This is a genomic window from Streptomyces sp. RerS4, assembly GCF_023515955.1.
Lineage (GTDB): Bacteria > Actinomycetota > Actinomycetes > Streptomycetales > Streptomycetaceae > Streptomyces.
Window position 1 is genome coordinate 2,757,906 of the sequence record NZ_CP097322.1, and the last position, 24,185, is coordinate 2,782,090.

The 24,185-nt window shown below is 73.4% G+C and carries 24 protein-coding genes and 3 tRNA genes; 14 read left to right on the forward strand and 13 right to left on the reverse strand.

Going from position 1 to position 24,185, the window contains the following annotated elements; all coding sequences use genetic code 11:
• Nucleotides 1-73: 73 nt before the first annotated feature.
• Nucleotides 74-146 (forward strand) — tRNA-His (locus M4D82_RS12635).
• Nucleotides 147-260: 114 nt separating this feature from the next.
• Here the strand turns inward: M4D82_RS12635 and M4D82_RS12640 are convergent.
• The 5 genes from M4D82_RS12640 to M4D82_RS12660 form a co-directional block, all read right to left on the reverse strand.
• On the reverse strand, nucleotides 261-560 hold the full coding sequence (locus M4D82_RS12640; RefSeq protein WP_249766149.1) for a hypothetical protein: 300 nt from the start codon (nucleotides 558-560) through the stop codon (nucleotides 261-263).
• Nucleotides 561-663: 103 nt separating this feature from the next.
• A complete protein-coding gene (locus M4D82_RS12645; protein ID WP_249766150.1) occupies nucleotides 664-1,344 on the reverse strand; it encodes a disulfide bond formation protein B in 681 nt (226 codons plus the stop codon).
• 2 nt (nucleotides 1,345-1,346) lie between these two features.
• Nucleotides 1,347-1,511 (reverse strand): DUF5993 family protein, encoded by a 165-nt coding sequence (locus tag M4D82_RS12650; protein ID WP_249766151.1) that lies wholly within the window; start codon nucleotides 1,509-1,511, stop codon nucleotides 1,347-1,349.
• Between the two features lie 121 nt (nucleotides 1,512-1,632).
• Nucleotides 1,633-3,009: a sensor histidine kinase gene (locus M4D82_RS12655; RefSeq protein WP_249766152.1), complete on the reverse strand. Its 1,377-nt coding sequence runs from the start codon at nucleotides 3,007-3,009 to the stop codon at nucleotides 1,633-1,635.
• Nucleotides 3,006-3,692, reverse strand: coding sequence for a response regulator transcription factor (locus tag M4D82_RS12660; protein WP_249766153.1), 687 nt, complete (start codon nucleotides 3,690-3,692; stop codon nucleotides 3,006-3,008). The genes M4D82_RS12655 and M4D82_RS12660 overlap by 4 nt, the downstream gene beginning before the upstream one ends.
• Before the next feature lie 77 nt (nucleotides 3,693-3,769).
• Between M4D82_RS12660 and M4D82_RS12665 the strand changes: the two genes are divergently transcribed.
• Nucleotides 3,770-4,330 (forward strand): hypothetical protein, encoded by a 561-nt coding sequence (locus M4D82_RS12665; protein WP_249766154.1) that lies wholly within the window; start codon nucleotides 3,770-3,772, stop codon nucleotides 4,328-4,330.
• Here M4D82_RS12665 and M4D82_RS12670 read toward each other — a convergent pair.
• Together M4D82_RS12670 and M4D82_RS12675 are read right to left on the reverse strand one after the other, a co-directional pair.
• Nucleotides 4,327-5,247, reverse strand: coding sequence for a spermidine synthase (locus M4D82_RS12670; protein WP_502988912.1), 921 nt, complete (start codon nucleotides 5,245-5,247; stop codon nucleotides 4,327-4,329). The two genes, M4D82_RS12665 and M4D82_RS12670, sit on opposite strands and share 4 nt — an antisense overlap.
• Before the next feature lie 25 nt (nucleotides 5,248-5,272).
• Nucleotides 5,273-5,692: a hypothetical protein gene (locus M4D82_RS12675; RefSeq protein WP_502988913.1), complete on the reverse strand. Its 420-nt coding sequence runs from the start codon at nucleotides 5,690-5,692 to the stop codon at nucleotides 5,273-5,275.
• Between the two features lie 334 nt (nucleotides 5,693-6,026).
• Here M4D82_RS12675 and M4D82_RS12680 point away from each other — a divergent pair, with 334 nt between their 5' ends.
• Nucleotides 6,027-7,397 carry an NsdA family TPR-like regulatory protein gene (locus M4D82_RS12680; RefSeq protein ID WP_249766155.1) on the forward strand — a complete coding sequence of 457 codons (1,371 nt, stop codon included), beginning with the start codon at nucleotides 6,027-6,029 and terminating at the stop codon, nucleotides 7,395-7,397.
• 21 nt (nucleotides 7,398-7,418) lie between these two features.
• On the opposite strand, the gene M4D82_RS12685 is transcribed toward M4D82_RS12680, so the two are convergent.
• Nucleotides 7,419-8,015: a histidine phosphatase family protein gene (locus tag M4D82_RS12685; protein WP_249766156.1), complete on the reverse strand. Its 597-nt coding sequence runs from the start codon at nucleotides 8,013-8,015 to the stop codon at nucleotides 7,419-7,421.
• Between the two features lie 283 nt (nucleotides 8,016-8,298).
• On the opposite strand from M4D82_RS12685, the gene M4D82_RS12690 reads away from it, so the two are divergent.
• The 5 genes from M4D82_RS12690 to M4D82_RS12710 all read left to right on the forward strand — a co-directional run bounded on the left by M4D82_RS12690 (nucleotide 8,299) and on the right by M4D82_RS12710 (nucleotide 13,763).
• Nucleotides 8,299-9,531 carry a hypothetical protein gene (locus M4D82_RS12690; RefSeq protein WP_249766157.1) on the forward strand — a complete coding sequence of 411 codons (1,233 nt, stop codon included), beginning with the start codon at nucleotides 8,299-8,301 and terminating at the stop codon, nucleotides 9,529-9,531.
• Nucleotides 9,522-11,129, forward strand: coding sequence for a hypothetical protein (locus tag M4D82_RS12695; RefSeq protein ID WP_249766158.1), 1,608 nt, complete (start codon nucleotides 9,522-9,524; stop codon nucleotides 11,127-11,129). Before M4D82_RS12690 ends, M4D82_RS12695 begins: the two co-directional genes overlap by 10 nt.
• Entirely contained in the window at nucleotides 11,126-12,457 is a 1,332-nt protein-coding gene (locus tag M4D82_RS12700) for an AAA domain-containing protein (RefSeq protein WP_249766159.1), read from the forward strand. Before M4D82_RS12695 ends, M4D82_RS12700 begins: the two co-directional genes overlap by 4 nt.
• Before the next feature lie 293 nt (nucleotides 12,458-12,750).
• On the forward strand, nucleotides 12,751-13,293 hold the full coding sequence (locus tag M4D82_RS12705; RefSeq protein ID WP_249766160.1) for a DoxX family protein: 543 nt from the start codon (nucleotides 12,751-12,753) through the stop codon (nucleotides 13,291-13,293).
• A 116-nt stretch (nucleotides 13,294-13,409) separates the two neighbouring features.
• The gene (locus M4D82_RS12710) at nucleotides 13,410-13,763 is read left to right on the forward strand and encodes a UBP-type zinc finger domain-containing protein (protein WP_249766161.1); all 354 of its coding nucleotides are present in this window, start codon (nucleotides 13,410-13,412) and stop codon (nucleotides 13,761-13,763) included.
• 39 nt (nucleotides 13,764-13,802) lie between these two features.
• Here M4D82_RS12710 and M4D82_RS12715 read toward each other — a convergent pair whose 3' ends face one another.
• Nucleotides 13,803-14,291: a MarR family winged helix-turn-helix transcriptional regulator gene (locus tag M4D82_RS12715; RefSeq protein ID WP_249766162.1), complete on the reverse strand. Its 489-nt coding sequence runs from the start codon at nucleotides 14,289-14,291 to the stop codon at nucleotides 13,803-13,805.
• 135 nt (nucleotides 14,292-14,426) lie between these two features.
• Here M4D82_RS12715 and M4D82_RS12720 point away from each other — a divergent pair, with 135 nt between their 5' ends.
• From M4D82_RS12720 to M4D82_RS12735, 4 genes are all read left to right on the forward strand, one after another.
• The gene (locus M4D82_RS12720; protein ID WP_249766163.1) at nucleotides 14,427-14,984 is read left to right on the forward strand and encodes an NADPH-dependent FMN reductase; all 558 of its coding nucleotides are present in this window, start codon (nucleotides 14,427-14,429) and stop codon (nucleotides 14,982-14,984) included.
• A gap of 77 nt (nucleotides 14,985-15,061) precedes the next feature.
• The gene (locus M4D82_RS12725) at nucleotides 15,062-15,409 is read left to right on the forward strand and encodes a DUF8844 domain-containing protein (protein ID WP_249766164.1); all 348 of its coding nucleotides are present in this window, start codon (nucleotides 15,062-15,064) and stop codon (nucleotides 15,407-15,409) included.
• 166 nt (nucleotides 15,410-15,575) lie between these two features.
• A complete protein-coding gene (locus M4D82_RS12730; RefSeq protein ID WP_249766165.1) occupies nucleotides 15,576-16,103 on the forward strand; it encodes a bifunctional DNA primase/polymerase in 528 nt (175 codons plus the stop codon).
• 123 nt (nucleotides 16,104-16,226) lie between these two features.
• Nucleotides 16,227-16,300 (forward strand) — tRNA-Lys (locus tag M4D82_RS12735).
• Between the two features lie 53 nt (nucleotides 16,301-16,353).
• On the opposite strand, the gene M4D82_RS12740 is transcribed toward M4D82_RS12735, so the two are convergent.
• Entirely contained in the window at nucleotides 16,354-17,589 is a 1,236-nt protein-coding gene (locus tag M4D82_RS12740) for a M6 family metalloprotease domain-containing protein (RefSeq protein ID WP_249766166.1), read from the reverse strand.
• Nucleotides 17,590-17,968: 379 nt separating this feature from the next.
• Here M4D82_RS12740 and M4D82_RS12745 point away from each other — a divergent pair, with 379 nt between their 5' ends.
• Nucleotides 17,969-19,801, forward strand: a complete 1,833-nt coding sequence (locus tag M4D82_RS12745; RefSeq protein WP_249766167.1) for a putative bifunctional diguanylate cyclase/phosphodiesterase — start codon at nucleotides 17,969-17,971, stop codon at nucleotides 19,799-19,801.
• Between the two features lie 70 nt (nucleotides 19,802-19,871).
• On the opposite strand, the gene M4D82_RS12750 is transcribed toward M4D82_RS12745, so the two are convergent.
• Nucleotides 19,872-21,578, reverse strand: coding sequence for a glycosyl hydrolase family 18 protein (locus M4D82_RS12750; RefSeq protein ID WP_249766168.1), 1,707 nt, complete (start codon nucleotides 21,576-21,578; stop codon nucleotides 19,872-19,874).
• Nucleotides 21,579-21,832: 254 nt separating this feature from the next.
• A complete protein-coding gene (locus tag M4D82_RS12755; RefSeq protein WP_249766169.1) occupies nucleotides 21,833-22,972 on the reverse strand; it encodes an LLM class flavin-dependent oxidoreductase in 1,140 nt (379 codons plus the stop codon).
• Between the two features lie 257 nt (nucleotides 22,973-23,229).
• On the opposite strand from M4D82_RS12755, the gene M4D82_RS12760 reads away from it, so the two are divergent.
• Nucleotides 23,230-23,988, forward strand: a complete 759-nt coding sequence (locus M4D82_RS12760; RefSeq protein ID WP_249766170.1) for an IclR family transcriptional regulator — start codon at nucleotides 23,230-23,232, stop codon at nucleotides 23,986-23,988.
• A gap of 106 nt (nucleotides 23,989-24,094) precedes the next feature.
• Here M4D82_RS12760 and M4D82_RS12765 read toward each other — a convergent pair.
• Nucleotides 24,095-24,168: transfer RNA gene (locus M4D82_RS12765), tRNA-Lys, on the reverse strand.
• Nucleotides 24,169-24,185 lie beyond the last annotated feature (17 nt).

The following is a 24,185-nucleotide window of genomic DNA, read 5'->3' on the forward strand; positions in this document are numbered from 1 at the left end:
GGGAAAGGGGGGAGCGAGCACCCCTTCGGACCCTGTACCCTTTTCTTCGGCCGGTCGTTCGCGACCGGACATGGTGGGTGTAGCTCAGCTGGTAGAGCACCTGGTTGTGGTCCAGGTGGCCGCGGGTTCAAGTCCCGTCACTCACCCTGTGGGAAGGCCCCGATCCGCGAAAGCGGACCGGGGCCTTCCGCGTATGCAGTTCCGGGCGACGCGCGACGGGCCACGCGCTACAGGCGACGGGCGAGGGACCGCGCCAGGGGCTACGGCGAGCTCTTCATCGCGGCCAGGCCGCGGCCGAGGTCGTCGGCGTTCATCACCGGGCCGACTTCGATCTCGGCGTTGTACTGGAGGAAGAGCGGCTCCAGCAGTACGGGCAGCTTGGAACTGTCGTCGAGGTCGAAGACGACCCACATGGACCGCACCCCCTCGTGCAGGCCGAAATAGGCCGCCTCGGGCTTGAGGCTCTCCAGCATCTTCTTCACCGTCTCGGGGAGGCTCCCGGACCTGATGCCCTCATTGGTGGCGGTGGTGTCCATGTGGGCCCTGAGCATGACTCTCATGCACGGCTCCTTCCGTCACCCCCACCCTCGGCGCCGGGCGGGGACGCGGCAACCGCTGCGCCCCCGTCCGAGCGGCGGGCCCGTTCCGTGGCCCTCCGGCGGGTCAGCCGCGCGGGCGCCCGCCGGCCCGGGGCTCGTCCAGGATCCCGATGTCGTAGAAGAACCGGTACCGCGTGGGGTCGTCCGGCAGGAACCAATGGAAGCCCTCCTCCAGGAAGACGGCCACCAGGTTGACGGCGATGACCAGGCCGAGGAAGCCCAGCGCGAACAGCCCCGCCGAGCGGTGCGCGCCGGGTCCGGTGGCCGGGATGACGCGGTCGGCGGTGGTGTGGGCGAAGGCCAGGACGGCGCCGATCGCGACGACGGAGGCGGTGAACAGGATCCACGCCCACACGTACAGGTGCAGGCCGAAGACCTCGCTGCCGTACCCCTTGTCGCCGGGCAGGATGTGCAGCATCGTCTGCCGCCACGCCGCGAAGGAGCCCGCCGTCACCGCGACCAGGGCCAGGCCCCAGCCCATCATGTAGTCCCGGCCCGTCACCGCGCCCACCGTGAGCGCGGAGCGGATGATGTGGGCCGCCCCGATGGCCGCCAGCAGCATGAACATGCGCTGCACGACGCACAGCGGGCACGGGTACTCCCACAGCCCGAACTGGTAGAACAGCCCGCCGCAGACGACGCCCGTCCAGCCGATGACGAAGAGGCACGCGAACCAGTACTGGACCCGCCCCAGCAGCCCGCCCTCCAGCGGCGTCCGGGGGACGAGGGTGTTCAGCGCGGCCACGGTCAGTAGCTCAGGGTGAGGGCGAGGCCGCTGGTGATGTGGTGCGCCATCAGCAGGATGGCGGCGATCAGCATGACCCACCAGGCGCCGAGCGCCACCGTCCGGGACGTCGCCCGGTACATGGCGACCAAGGTGGCGAGGAGCCCGCCGAAGATCAGGGTATCCATGAGGCGGACCGTACCGACCCGCACTCATCCGCCCCGCGCGGCACGCCCCACGGGTACGTCGGTTGCCCCCGCCGACGAGCCGCCCCGCCGCGTGCCCAAGCCGCCGGCGCCCGCCGGCAGGTCAGTCGCCCCGTCGCCTGCGCCGGGTCCGCCGCCCGGCCGCGCCGCGCCCGCCCGCCCGCGCCCGATCGTCCAGGGCGATCCACAGCCGCACCTCGGTGCCGCCGAGTACGGAGCGCCCCAGGCGGACGTCGCCGCCCGTGGACTCCGCGACCCGCCGGACGATGTCCAACCCGAGCCCCGTCGAGCCGTCGCGGGCGCCGTCGTTCCCGCGCCGCAGGGCCGCTTCCGGGTCGGCGATGCCCGGACCCGCGTCGGAGACCAGGACGATGACGGCGTCCCCCGCGTCGTGCACGTCCACCGCGAAGGGCGTGCCCTCCGGGGTGTGCCGGAAGACGTTGCCGAGGAGCGCGTCGAGAGCGGCGGCCAGCTCGGGGCGGGCCACGGGGACGCGTACGGTGCGGTCCACGCCCGCGAGCCGCACCTCGCGGCCCTCGTCCTCCGCCAGCGCCGACCAGAAGGCCATCCGGTCGCGGATCACCTCGGAGGCGTCGCAGCCGGCGCCGGCCGCCGTGGCGGGGGCGCGCTGCTCCCGGGCGGTACGGATGATCGTGTCGACCTCCCGCTCCAGCTGCTCGACCGCCGCCCGGGTGTGCTCGGCGGCCGGCCCGTCGCCGAGGGAGGCGGCGTTGAGGCGCAGGACGGTCAGGGGCGTGCGCAGGCGGTGCGAGAGGTCGGCGGCGAGCTCCCGCTCGTTGGCGAGGAGTTCCACGACCTGGTCGGCCATGGAGTTGAACGCGACGGCGGCCGAGCGGAGTTCCTTCGGTCCGGCCTCGGGGACGCGCGCCCCGAGCCGGCCCTCCCCCAGCTGGTGCGCGGCGTCCGCGAGCCGTTCGGCGGGCCGCACCAGGCGGGCGCCGAGCCGGTCGGCGACGGCCACGGACCCGACGACGAGGGCGATCCCGACGCCGGCGAGGACCAGCCAGGCGGTGGTGACGCCGTTGCTGACCTCGCTCTCCGGCACCAGGATCTCGATGACGGCGATGTCCCCGGAGCCGAGGGCGGTCGGCTGGAGCAGCGCCGATCCCCCGCCGGCCACCTTCGCGGTCGTGGCCCGGCCGAGGCGGCGGGTCTCCTCCACCGCGTGCGCGCCGGCCCAGCCGCCGCCGATGTCCACGGGCGCGGCCTCGTCGACGGCCGGTACGTGGACGGCCATCCGCCCGGCGGCGCCCATCTGCGTGGATTCCACGGCCTTGCGCAACTGCGCCGGGTCGGTGGTGATGGAGAGCGTCGGGCTCATGGTGGCGGCCTGCCGCTCGGCGTTCGAGAAGGCCCGGTCGCGGGCCATCTCCTGCACCACCATCCCCAGCGGCACCGCGAAGGCCAGCACCACCATGGTCGTGACGGCCAGACAGACCTTGACCAGCGCCCACCTCACAGCGGCGGCTCCAGCTTCACCCCGACCCCGCGCAGCGTGTGCAGGTAGCGGGGGCGGGCGGCGGTCTCGCCGAGCTTGCGGCGCAGCCAGGACAGGTGCACGTCGATGGTCTGGTCGTCCCCGTACGACTGCTGCCAGACCTCCGCGAGCAGTTCGCGCCGGGCGACGACCACCCCGGGCCGACCGGCGAGGAAGGTCAGCAGGTCGAACTCCCGCCGGGTCAGGTCCAGCACGGCCCCGTCCAGCTCGGCCTGCCGGCGCAGCGGGTCGATGGCGAGCCCGCCGACGCGCAGGACGCGCGAGGGGGGTTCGGCGGCGGCGGCCTGGGAGCGGCGCAGGACGGCGGCCATCCGGGCGGAGAGGTGCTCCACGGAGAAGGGTTTGGTCAGGTAGTCGTCGGCGCCGTCGTTGAGCAGGCGGACGATCTCCGCCTCGTCGTCGCGCGCGGTGGCGATGATGACCGGTACGTCGGTGATGCCGCGCAGCATCTTGAGCGCCTCGGAGCCGTCGAGGTCGGGCAGGCCGAGGTCGAGGATGACCACGTCGAAGCGGTGGTGGGCGACTTCGCGCAGGGCCTCCAGGGCCGTGCCGACGCTCCGCACGGTGTGGGAGGCCTCGGTCAGGTGTCGGATCAGGGCGGAACGTACGAACTGGTCGTCCTCGACCACGAGCACACTAGCCATGGCCGCACGGTAGTCCATTCGGGGGACCGCGCGGGGTGTCGGTCGGGCTCTGAGACGGGTGGTGCAGTATGTCCCCGATGCGACGAGGACTTGTACATGCCATGGCCTGGGTGCTGGCGACCGGGGCCGCCATGACCCTGTCGTGGTGGGGTGTGCACACCGTCATGTCGGGGACGGCCTACGATCCCCCGCTCGCCGTTCCGCTGACGACCCGGCCGCAGTCCTCCTCGACGCACTGGGCTCACGACGCGGCGCCGCCGCCGCCCGCGCCGGACTCGCGGTCCGCGTCCCCGTCAGCGTCCCCGTCGACCTCCCCCGCCACGAGCGCCTCCCCCGCGAAGCCCTCGCCGAAGCCGGCGGCCCCGCCGAGCCCGCGCCCGGACGGGCAGCGGGCCGACGGCGCGGATCCGGGCAGGGTGAAGGCGTACCCGGTCACGGGCGGCCGGGTGGTCTTCGACCTCGGCGCCTCCTCGGCCGAACTGGTCTCGGCGACGCCGGACCCCGGCTGGCAGATGCAGGTGTGGAAGCAGCCGTACTGGATCCGGGTCACCTTCACCAAGGCGGGCCGGGAGATGTCGGTCTTCTGCACCTGGAACGACCACCCGCCGCTGGTGGAGACGTACTCCAACCAGACCTAGTTACCGAACACCGACGGGGGTGGCTCCGGGGAGGCCACGGCGACGGCGTCCGCGACCGGGGCCGCGCCGCCGGTGAAGTCCGCGAGCGCGCGGCCGTGTTCCACCCGACCCGGGTACGGGTCGCTCGCCACGCGGCGGGTGAACTCCGCCACGGGCAGCTCCCGGTCGGCGGCGACGAGCACCGCGTTGCCGAAGCGTTTCCCCCGCCACACCACCGGGTCGGCGGCCACGGCCAGGTGCGCGAAGCGGGAGGCGGCGGTGGCGATCTGGCCGCGCAGGTGGGCCAGCGGCGGCCCGTCCGCGAGGTTCGCCACGTACCACCCGCCGGGCGCGAGGGCCCGGCGTACGTCGTCCAGGAACTCGGCGCTCGTCAGGTGCGCGGGCGTGCGGGCCCCGCTGAACACGTCCGCGATGACCAGGTCGGCCCAGCCGTCCGGCACCTTGGCCAGCCCAGCCCGCGCGTCCACGGCCCGTACGCGGACCCGCGCCTGGAGGTCCAGCGGCAGGTGTTCCCGTACGAAAGACACCAGGGCGGCGTCGATCTCCACCACCTGTTGCGTGGAGCGGGGCCGCGCGGCGGCCGTGTAGCGGGCCAGGGTGAAGGCGCCGCCGCCCAGGTGCACCACGTTCAGGGGCTGCCGGGCGGGCGCGACGAGGTCGATCAGGTGGCCGATGCGCCGCTGGTACGCGAAGTCCAGCCGGCCGGGGTCGTCGAGGTCCACGTGCGACTGCGGGGCCCCGCCGATCAGCAGGGTCCAGGCGCGGGGCCGCTCCCGGTCCGGGACCAGCTCCGCGAGCCCGCCGCCCACCTGCCCCGCCACGGGCTCCGCAGCGCCCCGCGCGCCCCGACCGTCGCCGCCGGCGGCCTTGCCGCCCCTGCCGCCCTTGCTCTTCCCGCCCTTGCTCTTCCCTGCCACGCCTCCATTATTGCTGGTCAGCGCCTCAGCGGCAGTTGTCGGCGGCCTCGATGAGACGGGCGGCCTCGCCGAGGGCCGCGCGCAGCACCTCCGGGTCGGTGACCGGGCCGACCGCCTCGGGCGGCAGCAGCCAGCCGGTCGCGCCGGCGGTGGGGAAGGCGGCCGCGTCGCCGAAGCGCATGCCGCGCCCGTTGGTCTGCGTACAGGCACTGCCCGGGAGGTCCCAGGCGTCGGCGGTGCCGGGCGGGACGAGGAAGCCGAGGGTGCCGCCGGAGCCGTCGTGGAGGACCGGGCCGACGCCGGGGGCGGTGTGGCCGGCGCCCCGGCGGATGATGTCCACCGCCTCCAGGCCCTGTCGGGCGGGGACGGTGACCAGGTCGGGGGCCGGGGCCGCGGCCATGGTCACGCCGGGCTCGGGGGTGGTGTTCGTTCCAATGCTGTCCATGCCGGCCTCCACCAAGGGGAACCCCTCCTCGATCCGTATCCGCATGGGTTCAACGCACGGGAGCGTCAACAGGTGCGGCGGCAAGACGCCGCAAAGGATGGCAGTTCATGGCGGATCGCGGGTGAGATATCCGTTTTGTAGGCAAACACCGTGTGGAACCGCCGTCGGCGGCGGTACGTTCATGCGCGCCGGAGCCCTGCTCCGGAGCCGAGTTCGGCCGGGATGGCCCTAGGGGGTGCCCGGCGGATCAGGGCCGGGCCCGCGCCCTGATCCGCCGGACACCCCCCCCAGACCCCCGAGGGATCACCCGAGATCGCCCAGAGAGGCCACGTCCATGGCGGCGTTCCCCCACTCACCCAACTCCTCGTTCCGGCGGCTGCGCGGTCGGCACTCCCCGGCCGAGTTCGCGGCCCTGGTGCGCAAGGCGGCCCGGGAGATCGGAGAAACGGTTTCCTGCGACGCCCGTTACATCGGCCGGGTCGAGTCGGGCGAGATCCGCTGCCCCAACTACGCCTACGAACGCGTCTTCCTGCACATGTTCCCGGGCCGCACCCTGGCCGACCTCGGCTTCTCCCCGCGCGAGGCGGTGCGGGGACGTTCGGGCCGGCGCGTGGCGCCCGCGCCGGTCGACCCCGCCGACCTCGCTCACCCCGATCACCCTGACCACCCCGACCACCCCCATCACCCCACCACCCACCGTTCCAAGGAGAGCGACGTGCTGCGTCGCGCGTTCATGGCGGGCGGCTCCGCGACCGTGGCGGCCGCGACGCTCAGCCTCACCCTGCTCGGCGACACCCGCCGGCTCCCGTCCCGGGCCGGCGAGGCCGAGGCCGCCGCCGTCGAGGACGCCGTACGCCAGATCCGGCTGCTGGACGACCGGCACGGGGCCGACGCCCTCTACCGGCGGGCGGTGCAGCCGCTGCGCACCGCGTACGCCCTGCTCGACGCGGGCGCCACCCGGCAGTCGACCGAGGACCGGCTGCACGCGGGGGCGGGGGAACTGGCCGTCTCGGTGGGCTGGTTGGCCCACGACTCCGGCCGGTACGAGGACGCCCGCTCCCACTACTCCGAGGCCCTGGCCACCGCCCGGGTCTCGGGCGACGCGGGGCTGGAGGCGCACGCGTTCAGCAACATGGCCTTCCTGGCCCGGGATTGCGGGCGCCCGCGCGAGTCGGTACGGGCCGCCCAGGCGGGCCGGCGGGCGGCGCGCCCGCTGGGCTCACCCCGGCTGCTCGCGCTCCTGGCGCTGCGGGAGGCGGGCGGCTGGGCGGGGCTGGGCGACCGCAGGGCCTGCGAGGAGGCGTTGACGCGGGCGCACACCGAGTTCTCGCGGGGGCCCTCGGGCGCCGACCCCGAGTGGATGTCCTTCTTCGGCGAGGCCGAACTGGAGTCCCTGGAGTCCCGCTGCTGGGCGACCCTCGGGGAACACGCCCGCGCGGCGCGGCACGCCCGCCGCGCGGGCGACCTCCAGGACCCGCACTTCGCGCGGAACGTGGCGCTCTACACCGCCGAGTTGGCCGACGACCTGGTGCGGGCGGGGGCGCCCGACGAGGCCGCCTGGGCGGGAGGTCGGGTGCTGGACCTGCTGACCGATGTCCGCTCGACGCGGATCCGCTCGATGCTGGACGAGACGGCCCGCGCCCTGGTCCCGCACCAACGCTCCCCGCGCGTGGGCGCGTTCCTGACCCGGCACGCGCAGGCCTGAGGGGCCTGAGGGGCCGGGGCGTCAGCCGTCGAGGTGGCCCGTGTCGTTCCAGCGCTCCAGCGCGGGGGCCCCGTAGGCCCACCCCAGGACCGAGAGGGACGTGGGGTCGAGGCGGATGCGCGCACCGAAGGAGACGTCGAAGCCGAGCCAGCGGGCGGCGAGGGTGCGCAGGACGTGGCCGTGCGCGAAGACCAGGACATCGCGCTCCGCCGAGCGGGCCCAGGCGACGACCTCGTCCGCGCGGGCCGCGATGTCGGCGGTGGACTCGCCGCCGGGGACCCCGTCGCGCCAGATCAGCCAGCCGGGGCGGATCGCCTGGATCTCGGCGGGGGTCATGCCCTCGTAGTCGCCGTAGTCCCACTCCATGAGGGTGTCCCAGGCGTCGGCCTGCGCGCCGAAACCGGCCAGATCGCAGCTCTCGCTCGCGCGGACCAGGGGGCTGGTGCGCACCTCCAGACCGCGCAGGCTCGCCCAGGGCTCGCGGGCGAGGCGCTCCCCGAGCTGCTTGGCACCCAGCCTGCCCTCGTCCAGCAGCGGCACGTCCGTGCGTCCGGTGTGCTTGCCGAGCTTCGACCAGGCCGTCTGACCGTGGCGGGCGAGGAGGATGCGGGGGGCCATGGATGTTTCTCCCGGTCCGTAGGGATGCGCCCGACCATCGGGCGATCGGCTCGTCCGACCATCATCCACGACGTGGCCGGATCCCATCGGTGGCCGGACGTCCCCGGCCGAGCGATGAAGATCCACACGCTACGGCGCCCCGGCAGCGGCCCGCTCGACGGGGGACGGAACGGGGATGCCGGCACGGCGAGGCCCGGCCGGGCCGCGCTCCACCGGGCTCCCCCGGCAGCGCGTTTCCGCCTTGGGGCCACGGTTGTCAGTGGCGGATGGGACACTTCCGCCCGTGAGCTCCTACCCGCCCAGCGGCCCGCCCCGGAACACGACCCTGCGGCAGCGGCTCGCCGACCTGCGCGGCCCCGCCGTTCCGCCCCGCCCCCTCGACGCGCGGGCGCTCGCCGCGCTCGCCGCCAACCCCGGGTGCGGCAGACGCGCCCTGCTCGACGGCGCCGGCGTGGACAAGACGGCACTGGCGACGGCACTGGGCTCACCCGCCTCGTTCGGGCAGTCGCAGTTCGCGATCGTGCGCGGGAACTCCTTCGAGGCGAAGGTCAAGGCCGACGGCGGGGCCGAACTGCTGCGGCTGGTGCACGCCCGCCTCGACCCGGCGGCCGAACCGCCCGACTCCGGCGCCCCGGTACCCGACCTCACCGCCGCCGGCCCCGAGGGCCGGGCCGCGCGGACGGCGCTGGCCCTGCGGGAGGCCACCGCCGCGCGGACGTGGACCCTGCTGGACCACCCCATGCTGGCCTTGGAGGTCGCGGGCACCCCCGCCTACCTGGAACCGGACGCCGTCGTGGTGCACCCCGACGGCCGCTGGACCGTGGTCGAGATCAAGTCGTTCCCGATGATCGACGGAGCGGCCGACGCCGCGAAGGTGGGGGCCGCCGCCCGGCAGGCCGCCGTCTACGCGCTGGCCCTGGAGCGGACCGCCGCCAAGGTGGAGGGCGCCGAGGTCGGCCACCGGGTGCTGCTCGTCTGCCCGAAGGACTTCTCCAACCTGCCCACCGCCGCGCTCGTCGACATCCGCCGGGAGCGCTCCGTCACCGTCCGGCAGCTGGAGCGGCTGACGCGCGTCGAGGAGCTGGCCGCCGCCCTGCCCGCCGGGCTGACCTTCGATCCGACCCGGCCCGCCGAGGAGCTGACCGCCGCCGTCTCCGCCGTCTCCGCGTCCTACGCCCCCGAGTGCCTGGCCGCCTGCGAGTTGGCCTTCCACTGTCGGGAACGGGCCCGCGCCGCCGGGGAACCGACCGCGCTGGGCCGTTCCGTACGGGGTGAGCTGGGCGGACTGACCACCGTCGAGGCCGCCCTCGCCGCGGCCGCCGGAGCCCGGCCCGCCGCGGGCGAGCCCTGCGCCGCCGACGAGCCCTGCGCCACCGACCCCGCCGCCGACGGCCACGCCTGCGATGATCCCGCCGCGGTCGCGCTGCGCCGGGCCGCCCTGCTGCGCGCCGAGGCCCTGGAGCAGGCCGCCGCCCGTCCCCCGCACCACGCCACGGAGCCCCCCGCATGTCCCTGATGCACACCCTGGCCCGGCTGGAGGCGGTCCGGGCCGGGCACGCCCGGCCGCTGGCGACCGTACGGCACCGCCATCTGAGCGAGCGCCCGCTGGTCCTCGTACCGCTGACCACGGCCGGTGAGGCCGGGGCGCCGCTGGGCGTGATGGTGGGCACCGACCCGGACGATCCCGCGGTCCTGGTGGTCCCGCAGCCGCGCGACCGGGACCTGCGCTGGCAGTTCCTGGCCGCGCTGGCCGAGCGTGTGATGCCGTACGTCGACGGGTACGCGGACATCGTGGAGCCCGCCGAGCGCACCGAGACCGACCCGGAGAGCGGCAAGAAGGTCAAGGTCGAGGCGGAGCTGTGCGTGGACGCGCCGCAGATCGTGGTGCCGAGCCGCGCGGGCGTGGAGTACGTACGCCTCCTCGGCCGTTCCATGCGGTTCCGGCGGACCGCCGAGGAGGACCCCGAGAACCCGTACCCGGCGCCGGCGCGGGTGCCGCTGCTGGGCCGCTGGTTCACCCACCTCGCGGAACGCTCCCGGGTCCCCGGCTCCTCGATGCTGGTCGCCGCGACCGAACTGCTCGGACGGCACTGGGCCACCGGCCAGAGCACCCTGGAGGACCAGCACCTCGGCGCCCTGCTGGGCTGGATAGCACCGCCCGACGGGGTGTCGGGGGCCGCGTGGGCGCTGCGCGCCGAGCTGGAACGGGGGCCCGACGGCCGGCTCCTCGTCCCGCCGGCCGGACCGGCCACCGATCCGGCCTTCGACAACCGGCTGCTGGCCCCGGCCATCGCACGCTTCGACGCGGCGCGGGCCGCCGCGCAGGCGGCGGACGCGGCGGACCGGGCGGACCGGGTCGTCGCGGCGGACGCGGCTGTCGACGCCGCCGAACGCGAGATCCGGGAGCTGGTCCGCGGTCAGATGGAGCACACCTGGCGGCACACCTGGGAAGCCCTGGCCCTGCTGCGCGCGCTGCCGCCGGGCGAGCGGACCGAGGAACGCTGGACCCGCGACCGCTGGTCCTTCACCGGCCACCGCGACCGCGTCCGCGCGGGCGAGCCCCCGCAGCCGCGCCGCGACGACGCGGTGACGGCGGCCCAGAAGCTCGCGACGCGCGAGACCGAGCAGGTCCGCCTCGACGCCCAGGAGGCGCTGGACGACCCGCTGGTCATGGCGGGCCGGCGGCTCGCGGGCGAGGCCTTCGCCGGCGAGGTCACCGAGGTGCTGATGGAGTGGACGGAGGGCAAGCGGCCCCGGCCGCGCCCGCTGGTCACGGTGGCCACCGAGGACCGGCCGCAGCTCGCCGAGGGCGGGGGCGGGAAGGTGTACCGCTCCCTGGACGGCCGGCAGCAGGCGTTCGCGTTCGTCGGCGTCGACGAGGACGGGCGGCTGCTGCTGCGCGTCCTCGACAAGATGGGCGCGGGCCGTGAGCCCGCGCCGGGCTCGGTCCCGGAGAAGGGCGACCGGGTGTGCTGGACCCTGTTCGAACACGACGCGCGGGGCGGCCCGAAGCTGCCCGATCCGGAGAACACCCCGTGGACCCACGGCGGCCCGCCCGGCCTGTCGGGTGCCGCCACGCTCCCCGATTCGATCACCGACGAGGACCTCCTGTGACCGCCTTCGACCCGGGCGCGGCCGCCGCCCAGGCGACCGCCGCCATCCTGCGCGACACCCTGCACGGCACCGAGCGGGGCGTGGTCGTCGATTCGCCGCCGGGGGCCGGGAAGTCCACGCTGGTGGTGCGCGCGGCCCGGGAGTTGGCCGCCGCCGGGCGCCGGCTGATGGTGGTGGCGCAGACCAACGCGCAGGTCGACGACCTGGTGCTGCGGCTGGCCGACAAGGATCCGGAGCTGAAGGTCGGCCGGCTGCACAGCAGTGACGGGGACGCGTACGACCCGGCGCTGCGCGAGCTGCCGTCGGTGACGCTGTCGGCGAAGCCGGGGGATCTGGCGGAGCTGCCGATCACCATCTCGACCGCCGCGAAGTGGGCGTACGTGAAGGACGCGGAGCCGTGGGAGCACGCGATCGTCGACGAGGCGTACCAGATGCGGTCCGACGCGCTGCTGGCGGTGGCCGGACTGTTCGAGCGGGCGCTGTTCGTGGGGGACCCCGGGCAGCTGGACCCGTTCAGCGTGGTCGGCGCGGAGCAGTGGGCGGGGCTGTCGTACGACCCGTCGGCGTCGGCGGTCTCCACCCTGCTGGCCCACAACCCGCAGCTGCCGCAGCACCGGCTGCCGGTGTCGTGGCGGCTCCCGGCGAGCGCGGCGCCGCTGGTCTCGCGGGCGTTCTACCCGTACAGCCGGTTCCGCAGCGGTACGGGTCCGGGTGAGCGGCGGCTCGCGTACGGGGTCGCGGGCGACGGTTCGGGCCCCGACCGGGTGCTGGACGAGGCCGCCGAGGCGGGCTGGGGCCTGCTGGAGCTGCCGGCGCGGCACACCCCGCGCACGGATCCGGAGGCGGTGCGGGCGGTGGCGCTGGTCGTGCGGCGGGCGCTGGACCGGGGCGCGGTGACCTCCGACGAGCAGGCCCCCGACCCGGTCCCGCTGACGGCGGACCGCATCGCGGTCGGCACCGCCCACCGCGACCAGGCCGCCGCCGTGCGGGCCGCGTTGACGATGCTCGGGGTCTCGGGGGTGACCGTGGACACCGCGAACCGCCTCCAAGGCCGCGAGTACGACCTCACGGTGGTCCTGCACCCCCTGTCGGGCCGCCCCGACGCGACGGCCTTCCACCTGGAGACCGGCCGCCTGTGCGTCCTGGCCTCCCGCCACCGCCACGCCTGCGTCGTGGTGGCCCGCGCGGGCATAGCGGAACTCCTGGACGACCACCCGTCGACGGAACCGGTCCAACTGGGCGTCACCGTCAAATTCCCCGATGGTTGGGAGGCGAACCACTCGGTACTGGCCCACCTCGCCGAACACCGCGTCACCTGGCGACCCTGACCGAGCGCGCCACCACCCGCCGGACGGAGTCCGGCCCGGCGCCGCAGGCGGCCAAAAGACACAGCCCCGATGGTTGGGAGGCGAACCACTCGGTACTGGCCCACCTCGCCGAACACCGCGTCACCTGGCGACCCTGACCGAGCGCGCCACCACCCGCCGGACGGATGGAGTGGGGCGCGGTGGTGCTGCGCCGAATGGGTCGGGCGGCGGGGGTGAAGATGTCACGGGCGGGACATTTCGGGCGGGCAGCGTAGGGTGGCCGTCGTTCACCGGTGACGGAAGGACCGACGTCCATGACGTACGAACGACACGCCCGCGCGGCCCGTCCCGGCGGTCCGGCGCCGGTCGCCACCGTCACCCACGACCTCGGCCTGCTGCTGCTCCGGCTCGTCGTCGGGCTCACCATGGCCGGCCACGGCTCGCAGAAGCTCTTCGGCTGGTTCGACGGCCCGGGGCTCAGCGCGACCGGCAAGGGCTTCACGAAGGCCGGGTATCCCGCCGGGGACGTCATGGCCGTCCTCGCGGCGCTTTCCGAGACCTTCGGCGGCCTCGCCCTCGCGCTCGGGCTGCTCACGCCGCTCGCCGGGGCGGCCCTGATCGGCGTCTTCATCAACATCCTCGACGTCCGAGGCCTCCACGCCTACTTCCCACCGAAGGGCGTCGAGCTCGAAGTGGCGTTGTTCGCCGGGGTCCTCGCCCTCACCCTCACCGGGCCGGGCCGCTTCTCCGTCGACCACTTCCTCCCCGTGCTGCGGGAGTCGCGGCCCCGCTTCGCCCTGCTCGCCGTGGCGCTCGGGGTCGCGGCCGGACTCGTCACCTTCTTCCTGCGGGACTGACGCGGGGCGGGCCGTGGCGTCAGGCCGCGCGGGCCCCGAGGGCGGTGCCTACGATGGTGGGGCAATGCCGCACCCGCACCGCATCCGCATCCGCATCCATCGAGGAGGCGCGGCGCATGGCCCAGCAGCAGATCCCCGGCATCGACCCCACGGCGCGGCCCACCGGTGACGGATGCGCGGAATGCCTGGCGGGCGGCGGGTGGTGGTTCCACCTGCGGCGCTGCGCCCAGTGCGGGAACATCGGCTGCTGCGACTCGTCGCCGGCGCAGCACGCCACGCGGCACGCCCGCGAGTCCGGGCACCCCTTCCTGACCAGCTTCGAGCCGGGCGAGTCGTGGTTCTGGAACGTCGAGACGGAGCGGTACCTCGACGGGCCCGAGCTGGCGCCGCCCACCTCGCACCCGGTCGAGCAGCCGGCCCCGGGGCCGCAGGGCATGGTTCCGGACGACTGGCAGAGCCGACTGCACTGACGCGGCCACGCGGGGTTCACCGCGACATCAGCCCCCGGGTCAGTCGCTCCCCTTGCGCGCGACGCCGAGCCGCACGCGCAGGGTCTCGCCGATCTCCGCGAGCGTGGCGAGCTGCTCCGGGGTCAGGACGTCGATCAGGTGGCGGCGTACGGATTCCACGTGCGGCGGCGCCGCCGCCGTGATGGCGGCCACCCCGGCGGGGGTGAGCACCACCTCCGCGCCGCGTCCGTCGGAGGCCACCTCCTCGCGGCGGACCAGGCCGCGCTGTTGCATCCGGGTGAGCTGGTGGGAGAGCCGGCTGCGCGACCACTGCATGAGCACCGCGAGCGCGCTGACCCGGGTGCGGTGGCCGTCGGTCGAGCCGAGCACCGACAGGACGTCGTAGTCCGCCTCGGAGAGTCCGCTGTCCTGGGCGAGGTCGCGCGCGATCCCCGCGTTGACGAGGGGGAACATCCGCCGCCACGCGTACCAGGCCTGCTGCTCGGGCTCGGTGAGCCAGCGCGGGGTGGGCTCGGAGGCTTCGTCCATGGCCCCACTCTAACCAAATCGATGACACATCACCTATCTAGTTGACATATCAAGGGGTCCACGCTTTCCTAGGTGACACGTCAACAACCACAATGCATCCGGCACACCACCCCGGACCCTCAAGGGAGTTCACGCATGACCCGCCTGCACGTCATCTCCGCCGCCACCCGCCCCACCTCCTCCGGCCGTCCGCTCGCCCGCTGGGTCACCGAGCTGGCCGGCGCCCGCGGCGACTTCGAGGTCACCCCGGTGGACCTCGCCGAGATCGCCCTGCCGCTGCTGGACGAGCCCGAGTACGCCTCCAGCGGCGTCTACACCCACCAGCACACCCGCGACTGGAGCGCGCTCGTCGACTCCGCCGACGCCTTCCTCTTCGTGATGCCGATGTACAACGGCGGCTTCACCGCCCCCTTCAAGAACGCCATCGACTTCCTCTACCGCGAGTGGGACGGCAAGCCGGTCGGCCTGGTCAGCTACAGCGCGGGCCCCACGGGCGGCGCCCCGGCCGCCGAGATGCTGCTGCCGGTGCTCACCCGCGTCGGCATGCTGCCCGCCGCGCGCTCTCTGGCCATCCCCGGCATCAACGCCCTGATCGGGCCCGAGGGCTTCGAGGCCCCCGAGGGCCTCGCGGACCGGCTGGCCGGCGTACTGGACGACGTCGCGGCGCTGGCCAAGGAACCGGTCACGATCTGACCATCCGCCCCCTTGCGCGGCGTTGGACAATGGTGGGTGGCCCGGAAGCATCACGCACGCCCAGCAGGAGGACACGCATGGCAGAGCCCGAGCGGACCGAGCGGAGGCTGCGGCCCGCGCCGCTGCTCTTCGAGCCCTCGGAGGCCGCCGCGGACCCCGAGCACTTCTTCGACCTGGAGTCGATCGAGGACCCGCGCGAGCTGCTCGCACGGGCCACCGAGCTGACGCTGGCCTTCCGGGCGGCGCAGGACAGAGCGGTGGAGTTCCAGGCGATGGCGGCGGCGCAGCTCGCGGACCCGACGCGGTTCGACCGGCTCTCGCCCGGAGCCATCGCGGAGGCCGCCGACTGGACCGAGGACTACGCGCGCAAGATGATCGAGTTCGGCGTGGAGCTCCAGCGCGGCACCGCTCCCGACCTGGACTGACCGTGGGCCGCACCGGCGCCCCGCCCCCACCCGCGGGGCGGGCGCGCGGGGGTCGCCGTACTGCGGCGGCATATGCGCGGCGCAACATACACCCTTCACGGTCACCCTGTCCCGGTTTTCCGTAACCACGCGGATTCGACTGGCTACGCGGGGTAGACCATGGCATATGACGACCCTGACGACGGCAGCCGCCCGACCCGCCCTCGAAGGCCTCGACGCGCGCCCCGCGCCCGCCACCCAGGTCACCCCGCAGGGTGCCGCCTGGCTGGCCTCCGCGTCCGCGCACCCGCGCGCCACCCTCGCCGTGTGGGAGAACCGGCCGGCCTCCCCCGCCGTGCTGCCCTGCGGGACCGCCTTCGACGTCGTCAACGTCCCCCTCGTCCTCGGCCGCCGGATGCTCGACCTGCTCTGGGAGCAGGGGCCCGGCTCCGGTCCGGCCGCCGTCCACCGGGGGCGGATGCTGCTCTTCGCGACCCCGGGCACGGCCCAGCGGCTGCCGGCCCTGCTGGCGTGGGAGGAGTGGGGACCGGCCGCCCCGGCGCCGCTGTGCCACGGCCACGGCGACGCGGTGACGGTCCCGCCCCTGGCCCCGGTCCCGGGTCCGTCGCGCTGGCTGGTGGCCCCCGACACCCGCCTGCCCTGGCTGCCGGGCCCGGACTCCCTGCTGTGGGCGTTCCTGCACGCGGCGCGGTGACCTGCCCCCCCCCGACCTGACCCGACCTGACCTGCGACGCGAGCGGCAAGCGCGTCCCACCCCGTGATCGGCATCGATTTTTCCTTCGAGCGACCGGGGTGCTAATGTCTACCTCGTCAGCAAGCGCCGCTAGCTCAGTTGGTTAGAGCAGCTGACTCTTAATCAGCGGGTCCGGGGTTCGAGTCCCTGGCGGCGCACAGACGGAAGAAGGCCCCCACTCCTCGGAGTGGGGGCCTTCTTCGTTCCGCCCTCACGTGGTGATCTTCACCGTGTACGCGCCGGACTGGGTCCGGTCCGCCACCTCGACGGTGATCCGCTCGCCCGGCACCGTGAAGGTCTCGCCGACCTCCAGCGGCGCGTCCGCGAGCGGCGGGTAGACGGAGCGGTCCCAGCAGGCCTCGGTCGTCGGGTGGGCGTCCAGCACCTCGATGGGGCCGCCGCCCGAGGCCGCCTCGTTGCGGACCCGGTAGATCAGGACGCCTTCCGTGCAGGTGTCCCCGTCGTTGCCGGCGGAGCCCCGCGCCTCGACGGCGATCGCGCTGCCGGGGCCCGTACGGATCACCGCGAGCCGGGTCCCGCCCGTGCCGCCGGCGGGCGGGGCCTGGGCGAGCGGCTGGAGGGTGTGCAGGGAGGTGCCCGTCCGTACGCAGTCGACCTGGGTGGGGTCCAGCCAGCCCAGCTTCCACTTGTGCCAGGCGAAGAGGTCGGGGGCCATGCCGAACTGGCTGCCCATGACGTCCCAGTCGCCCACGTACGTGTCCCAGTCGCCCTTGCCGTCGCTCGGGCGGTGGTAGAGGTCGGGCAGGTCGAAGACGTGTCCGGTCTCGTGCGCGAGCACGTTGCGGTCGGGCGGGTGCCGTTCGAAGACGGTGACGATCCGCCGCAGGTCGGTGCCGTCGGCCCGCAGGGGGCGGTCGAAGTTGACGACCTTGGTGGCGTCGGAGTCGACGCCGGGCGCGTTCGGGTCCGCGACGAAGTAGACGACGTCGTACGCGCTGAAGTCGACCTCCGGGTCGGCGGCCGCGACCGCGTCCCGCAGGTAGGCCGCCCGGTTCTCGGGGGCCCAGTCGCGCTGTATCCCGTACGCGGTCGACGGCTTGGGCATCGCGATCCAGCGCGGCTGCGGGTGGGGGGCGAGGCGGAAGCGGCCGTAGGAGGCCCGCTCGAAGAACTCGCTGGTGGCGGGGAAGTAGTCGGAGGCCAGTTCCTCCGTGCCGAGGGTGGTGCGGTGGTCGGGGAAGGAGAGGAAGACCATGACCGCGTCGAGCGTGCGCTCCGGCTTGGGGTAGGCGCCGTTCCAGGTGTCGACGCCCAGGGAGTGGTGCGCATTCGTACGGGTGAGCGCGCAGGGAGCGGTCCCGGAGTCGGCCACCGCGGGTCCCGCGACGAGCGACATGGCGGCGAGCGCCGTCATCGAGGTGAGCACGGCCGCCGCACTCCGGACGCGGGGACGGTCCACTCCCCCGGGTGTCTGCTGCGTCGGCACATCGACCTCCGGTGGTGGATTCGTACCATCTCGTCCACCTTGAGGCGATTGTCTGATTAATGTCCTGTTCCGCTGCCCCACACGAGTGAGCGGTGCGGCAAGTCGGTGACGCGGCAGGTCTGGACCTTTACCTACGGAACGTCACTACCGATCACCCGAGATCAGTCGCCGCCCCCATGCGTTCACAGCCGGGCGGAAACGGTCGTAGAGCTCCTCTCCGACACCCCGTCAGCAGGCTCCGCGTCGGCTCCCGATCCGGCGTCAGCACGGCGACGGACCGCGTTCCACACGGCGACGTGGCTGGATAGCGCCTCCCGGCAGCCTCTATGATCGGCACACTTTCCTGCACGGACACTCACGAGCACTGCGGGAGCCAACGGTGAGCGGAACCTCAGAGGGGACCGGTTCGGCGGCCGGGAGCATCCGATCGGCCCTTACGGAGCGTCACCCGGCGGTGCGAGCCGTGCCGGACGCACCACACGACTACCGGGCCGCGTTCGACGCGGCCCATCTGGCGATGGCGGTCGTCGGCCGCGACGGCGAGGTCATCGCCGCCAACCAGGCCCTCGCCGCCCTGTTGGGCACCGAGTCGGGCGAGCTCGCCGGGCAGAGCGCCGCGGATCTGGTGGACCTGGCGGCGGAGGCCCGTACCTGGCAGGCGTACCAGGAAGTGCTGCGCGGACGGCAGGCCCGGCTGCGGTGCACGCGCCGACTCAAACATCCCGACGGGCACTCCCTGTGGACCGAGGTCACCGTCGGCCCGGTGCCCGGCACCGGGGACGTCCTGCTGTCGGTCGCCGACATCAGTGACCGGCGCGACCTCCAGGCGCGGCTGCGCCACCTCCAGATGCACGACCCGGTGACCCGCCTGCCCAACCGGGCCCTGTTCTTCGAGCGGCTCTCGGCGGCGCTGGAGGCCTCCGCGTACGGGCCCGGCGGCGGCACCGGCCGGATCGGGCTGTGCTATCTGGACCTCGACGGGTTCAAGGCCGTCAACGACACCCTGGGCCACCGGGTCGGCGACCGGCTGCTGACCGCCGTCGCCGCCCGGCTGAACCGGTGCGCCGACCAGATCGGCTACGGGCGCACCGGCGGGCACTTGGTGGCCCGGCTCGGCGGCGACGAGTTCGCCGTCCTCGTCGAGGACTCCACCGGCACCGAGCAGCTCACGGACCTGGCGCGCAGCGTGCTGGCCGCCGTACAGCAGCCCTTCGACCTGGCCGGGCAGCGGCTGTCGGTGTCCGCGTCGATCGGCGTCGTCGAGCGGGACACGGCCGGCACCTCGGCGACGGGGTTGATGCAGGCGGCCGACACCACCCTGTACTGGGCCAAGGCCGACGGCAAGGCCCGCTGGACGCTCTTCGACCCCGAACGCAACGCGCACCGGATGACGCGCCAGGCCCTGGCGAGCACCCTGCGGCCGGCCGTGGAGCGGGGCGAGTTCACGTTGGAGTACCAGCCGCTGGTGGATCTGGAGAGCGGCACGGTACGCGGGGTGGAGGCCCTGGTCCGGTGGAACCACCCGCAGTTCGGGGTCCTGACGCCGAATCGGTTCATCGGGATCGCCGAAGAGGACGGCTCCATCGTGCAGTTGGGGCAGTGGGTGCTGCGTACGGCCTGCCGGCAGGCACGCCGCTGGCAGATCGAACAGCCCAGCGACTCGCCGGTCTTCGTCTCCGTGAACGTGGCCGTGCGCCAGGTGTGGGACTCCGATCTGGTGGGCGATGTCGCGGAGATCCTCGCCGAGACCGGACTGGCCCCGCAGCTGCTCCAGCTGGAGCTGACCGAATCGGCGGTGATGGGCTCGGCCGGCCGGCCGCTCCAGGCCCTCCAGGCGCTGAGCGACATGGGCGTACGGATCGCCATCGACGACTTCGGCACCGGCTACTCGAACCTGGCCTACCTGAGCCGGCTGCCGGTCTCGGTCCTGAAGCTCGACGGCTCCTTCGTGCGGGGCTTCCGCTACGAGGAGGGCACCCACCCGAACCCGGCCGACGAGACCATCGTCGAGGCCCTGGTCCAGCTCGCGCACCGACTGGGCCTGACCGTCACCGCCGAGTGCGTGGAGACGGCCGGCCAGGCGGCCCGACTGCGCCGCGTCGGCTGCGACACCGGCCAGGGCTGGCTGTACTCCCGGGCGGTGGCCCCGGAGGTGATCGCCGACATGATCGGCCGCCAGGCCGCGGCGACGCAACGGGAGCGCGGGGCGTGACGCACCCGCGCCCCGCACCCGGGGAACGGGATGCGGGGCGCGGGGCCGCTCGGCGCGGGGTGGGGGGAGATCAGCAGGCGCCGAGGTCCTTCCAGACACCCCATTCACCGGTGGTGCCGGGCGCCTCGTTCTGCGTCCACCACTGGGCCTTCCACTTGCGGCCGTTGTGGGAGACCTCGGCGCCGCCCGTGTAGACCTGACCCGCGACGTACGCGGCGGCGGTGCAGCCCGTGGTGGGCGGCGTCGTCGGAGGCGTGGTCGGGGGCGTGGTCGGCGGGGTGGTGGGCGGGGTGGTGGGCGGCGTCGTCGGCGGGGTGGTCGGGGGCTGCGTGCCACCGCCCAGGGCGTCCGAGATCTGGTTCAGCAGCGTGGTGTTGTTGTCCAGGCCGAGCAGGGAGTACATCATCGCGCCGGCCAGACCGCGCTGCTTGCCGTAGTCGACCCGGGCCTGGATGGACTTCTGGTTCAGGCCGGTGAAGAACTCGCCGTCCTTGTAGAAGTACGAGGCCTTGGCCTGGTCGTCCCAGTAGGTGGTCGCCGCGTTGTCGACGATGCCGCCGAGCTCCTTGTAGTTGGCGATGCCGGCCTGCTGGCTGGTGGGACGGGCGCCGGAGGCACCGGTCGCGCTCTGCGCGAGGCCGTTGTTCGCCCCGGCGGGGACGCCCTTCCAGCCGCGGTAGTAGAACTCGTAGCCCAGGGTCAGCTTGTTGGCGGGGAAGCCTCCGGCGATGCCGTAGGCCGGCTTGCCGTCGATCCAGGCGTCGATGGCGTTGTCGATGCTGTACTTCTCGGTGCCCGGGGCGATCGGGTCGGTCGGGTCGCCGGCCGGCGAGTACAGCGGGGACTGGTGGTACGTCGGCCCGTCGCCGTCCCAGGCGCCGTGCATGTCGTACGTCATGATGTTCGCGTAGTCGAGGTACGCGCCGATCTTGTCCGTCTCGATGTACTTGATCTTGTCCTGGCCGGCCGGGAGGGCCGCGGTCAGCATGTACTTCTTGCCGCCGTTGGCCTGGCCGTAGGCGTCGAGCTGCTCGCGGAACTCCTTCAGCAGCAGGGTGAAGTTCTGCTTGTCCTCGGGGGCGTAGTGGTTGCCGAGGTGGCCGCCGGAGGAGCCCGGGTACTCCCAGTCGATGTCGATGCCGTCGAAGATCCCGGCCGCCGTGCCGGGTCCGCCGAAGCCGCCGTCGACCGGCAGGTTGCCCTTGATGTACTGGTCGACGCAGGAGGAAACCAGCTTCTTGCGGGAGGCGTCGGTCTTGGCCGCGTCGCTGAAGTACTTGGAGTACGTCCAGCCGCCCAGCGAGATGTTGATCTTCAGGTGCGGGTACTTCGCCTTCAGCTGCTTGAACTGGTTGAAGACGCCCACGATCGGCTGGTCCCACTTGTCGGCGACGCCGCTGACGCTGTCGGCCGCGCTGAAGGACTTCTGGTAGTCGGCGTACGAGTCGCCCGCGCCGTCACCGGCGTTGGGGTTGTTGTCGTCACCCGCCGCCTTGTTCGCCTCGAAACAGGTGAGGTTGGTGGGGTGGATGTTGCCGAACGAGTAGTTGATCACGTCCAGCTTCCCCGCTATGCCCCGCGTGTCGAGGTGCTTGGGGTAGAACGCGTTGCCGTAGACGCTCCACTGGTCGTAGTAGGCGATCTTCACGCCGCCGCTGCTCACCGTCGGGGAGACGGGGGCGGCCTGCGCGGTGCCGAGCCCCGCGAAGGTCGCCAGCGCTCCGGCGGCCAGCGCGGCCGTGGCGGCGGCCGCGATGAGGGGTTTACGGATGTGCATGAACTGCCTCCGGGGGGTGGGAGGTAAGGACATCGGCTTCGGGTGAGAGAAGTGATAGCGATCACCGCGGGCCCCAGTCAATGGTTTGGACCAAAGAAGGACTAGACCACTTGGCGGGCGAATCCCCTCGTCAGAGACCTGAGCGCACATCAGAAACCGCCCGCCACCCCGGGTGACGAGCGGTTTAAGGTTGCCTTAGGTCACCCCTCGGCAAGGTTTCGGCAACAAACCAGCCAAACCCCGTTATCCGTCGCTCAAGCCGGAATCAACCCTTCCGTCGGCAGCCCGTACGCATCTGCGACGAGCCCGTACGAGCGCAGCCGAGCCTCTCCGCTGTGCGCGTTGGCGGTCAGCATCAGCTCGTCGGCGCCCGTCCGCTTCGCCAGGTCGTCGAGCCGGGAGCGCACCTCGTCGGGGGTGCCGTGCGCGATGTTGGCGATCCAGCCGTCCACGAACTCCCGCTCCAGCGGTGAGAAGGGGTACGCCGCCGCCTCCTCGGGCGTCGGCACCAGTCCGGGCCGGCCGCTGCGCAGCCGCAGCATCGACAGCGCGCCCGTGAGCACCTGCGCGCGGGCCTCCTCCTGCGTGTCGGCGGCCAGCGCCGCGACCCCGATGAGGGCGTACGGGGCGTCCAGCACGGCCGAGGGGCGGAAGCTCTGCCGGTAGAGGTCGAGCGCGGGCAGGGTGCCGGCCGCCGAGAAGTGGTGGGCGTACGCGAACGGCAGCCCCAGCTCCCCCGCGAGGCGGGCGCTGAACCCGGAGGAGCCCAGCAGCCAGATCGGTGGCCGCCCGGCGGGCCCCTGCACGGGCCCGGGGACGGCGTGCACGCGGGCGTACGGGTGCCCGTCGGGGAAGTCGTCGTCGAGGAAACGGGTCAGCTCCGCGAGCCGGCGGGGGAACTCGTCCGCCGCCTCGTCGAGCCGGCCGGGGCCGCGCAGGGCGGCGGCCGTGCGCGGGTCGGTGCCGGGGGCGCGGCCGAGGCCGAGGTCGACGCGGCCGGGGGCGAGGGCCTCCAGGGTGCCGAACTGCTCGGCGACGGCCAGCGGGGCGTGGTTGGGCAGCATGACGCCGCCCGAGCCGAGCCGGATGCGGGTGGTGTGGGCGGCGAGGTGGGCCAGGATCACGGCCGGGGAGGAGCTGGCGACCCCGGGCATGGAGTGGTGCTCGGCGACCCAGTGGCGGTGGTAGCCGCGGGATTCGGCGAGCCGGGATATCGCCACGCTGGTGCGCAGCGAGGCGGCGGCGGAGCTGCCGCTGCCGACCGTGACCAGGTCCAGCACCGACAGCGGCACCGGCGCCTCGCCCCGTACGACGCCGCGGATCGCGTCCGCCGCGCCACTGTCGCCCCTGCCGTGCCCGTCCGTCTGTCGGCCCGCGTCCCCGGTGTCGCTCATCGTCGCTCCCGTCCCGTTCGGCTCGTGCGCTCCACGCGCTCCACGCGTTCCACGCGCGTCGAATGGGTGGAACCGTGCCGTTGTGCCGGGCATTCCCGGCAGCGCCTGATCCGATCATGCCGTTGACATATGCCACGCGATTAGGTGCAGACAGGGGGACTTGATTAAGCCATCAATCTCTTCAACAGACGCTCCACGTGGGCCTCTTGATGGCTATCGTGGTACGGCAAGCGGTAACAACCTGGTAGGGGGAAACCGTGGCGCTGAAGCCCGAGCCGACCGCGCCGTTCCACTCGGTGCAGTACGCCCTGCGCGTACTCGAAACGATCTCGCGGCACACCGGTGGTGTGACCGACGTACAGATCGCGCGTGAGACCGGCCTGCCCGCGGTCCATCTCGGCCCGATGCTGCTCATGCTGCGTCGGGAGGGATACGTCCTTCAGGTCTCCGACGGCGCGTACGCCATAGGGGATTCCCTGGTCCTGCTCGGATCCGGTCTCGATCGCCAGCAGGCCCTCCAGGAGAAGCTCCAGGAGACCCTGGACCGACTGCGCGACTCCGTCGGCGCGGCCGTCTACATCAGTCGTTACGTCGACGGCGAGGTCCGCATCACACAGTTCGCCGACAGCCCGCGCACGCCGAAGGTCCACGAGTGGGTCGACTTCCGCTCGGCGGCCCACGCCAGCGCGGTCGGCAAGTGCCTGCTGACCCAGCTCGACCAGAACGCGCGGCGCGATCACCTGTCCCGGCACAAGATCGCCCGCCTGACGTCGAAGACGATCGTGAACGAGCGGATCCTCTTCTCCAAGCTGGACAGTCAGCCGGCCACGGTGCCGATGCTCGACCTCCAGGAGTACGCGGTGGGCACCGTCTGCGCCGCCGTACCGATCACGGCCGGTGCCGCCGTCGGCTGCCTGGCCCTGTCGATGCCGGTCGAGCACGCCCACCGGCTGCGCGCCGCCGCCGACACCCTGAACCGCAAGGCCGCTCCGCTGCTGCTGTCGCTGGCTCTCTGAGCCGGATGGCCCGGGGGTCGAATGGTCGAATGGCCGAATGCCCGAAACGAGGCTTGAAAACACTTCGGGCGGTTCCCGGTGAACCGGAAACCGCCCGAAGTACAGGTGCGCCGCCAGGGACTCGAACCCCGGACCCGCTGATTAAGAGTCAGCTGCTCTAACCAACTGAGCTAGCGGCGCCTGACAGAGAAAATACT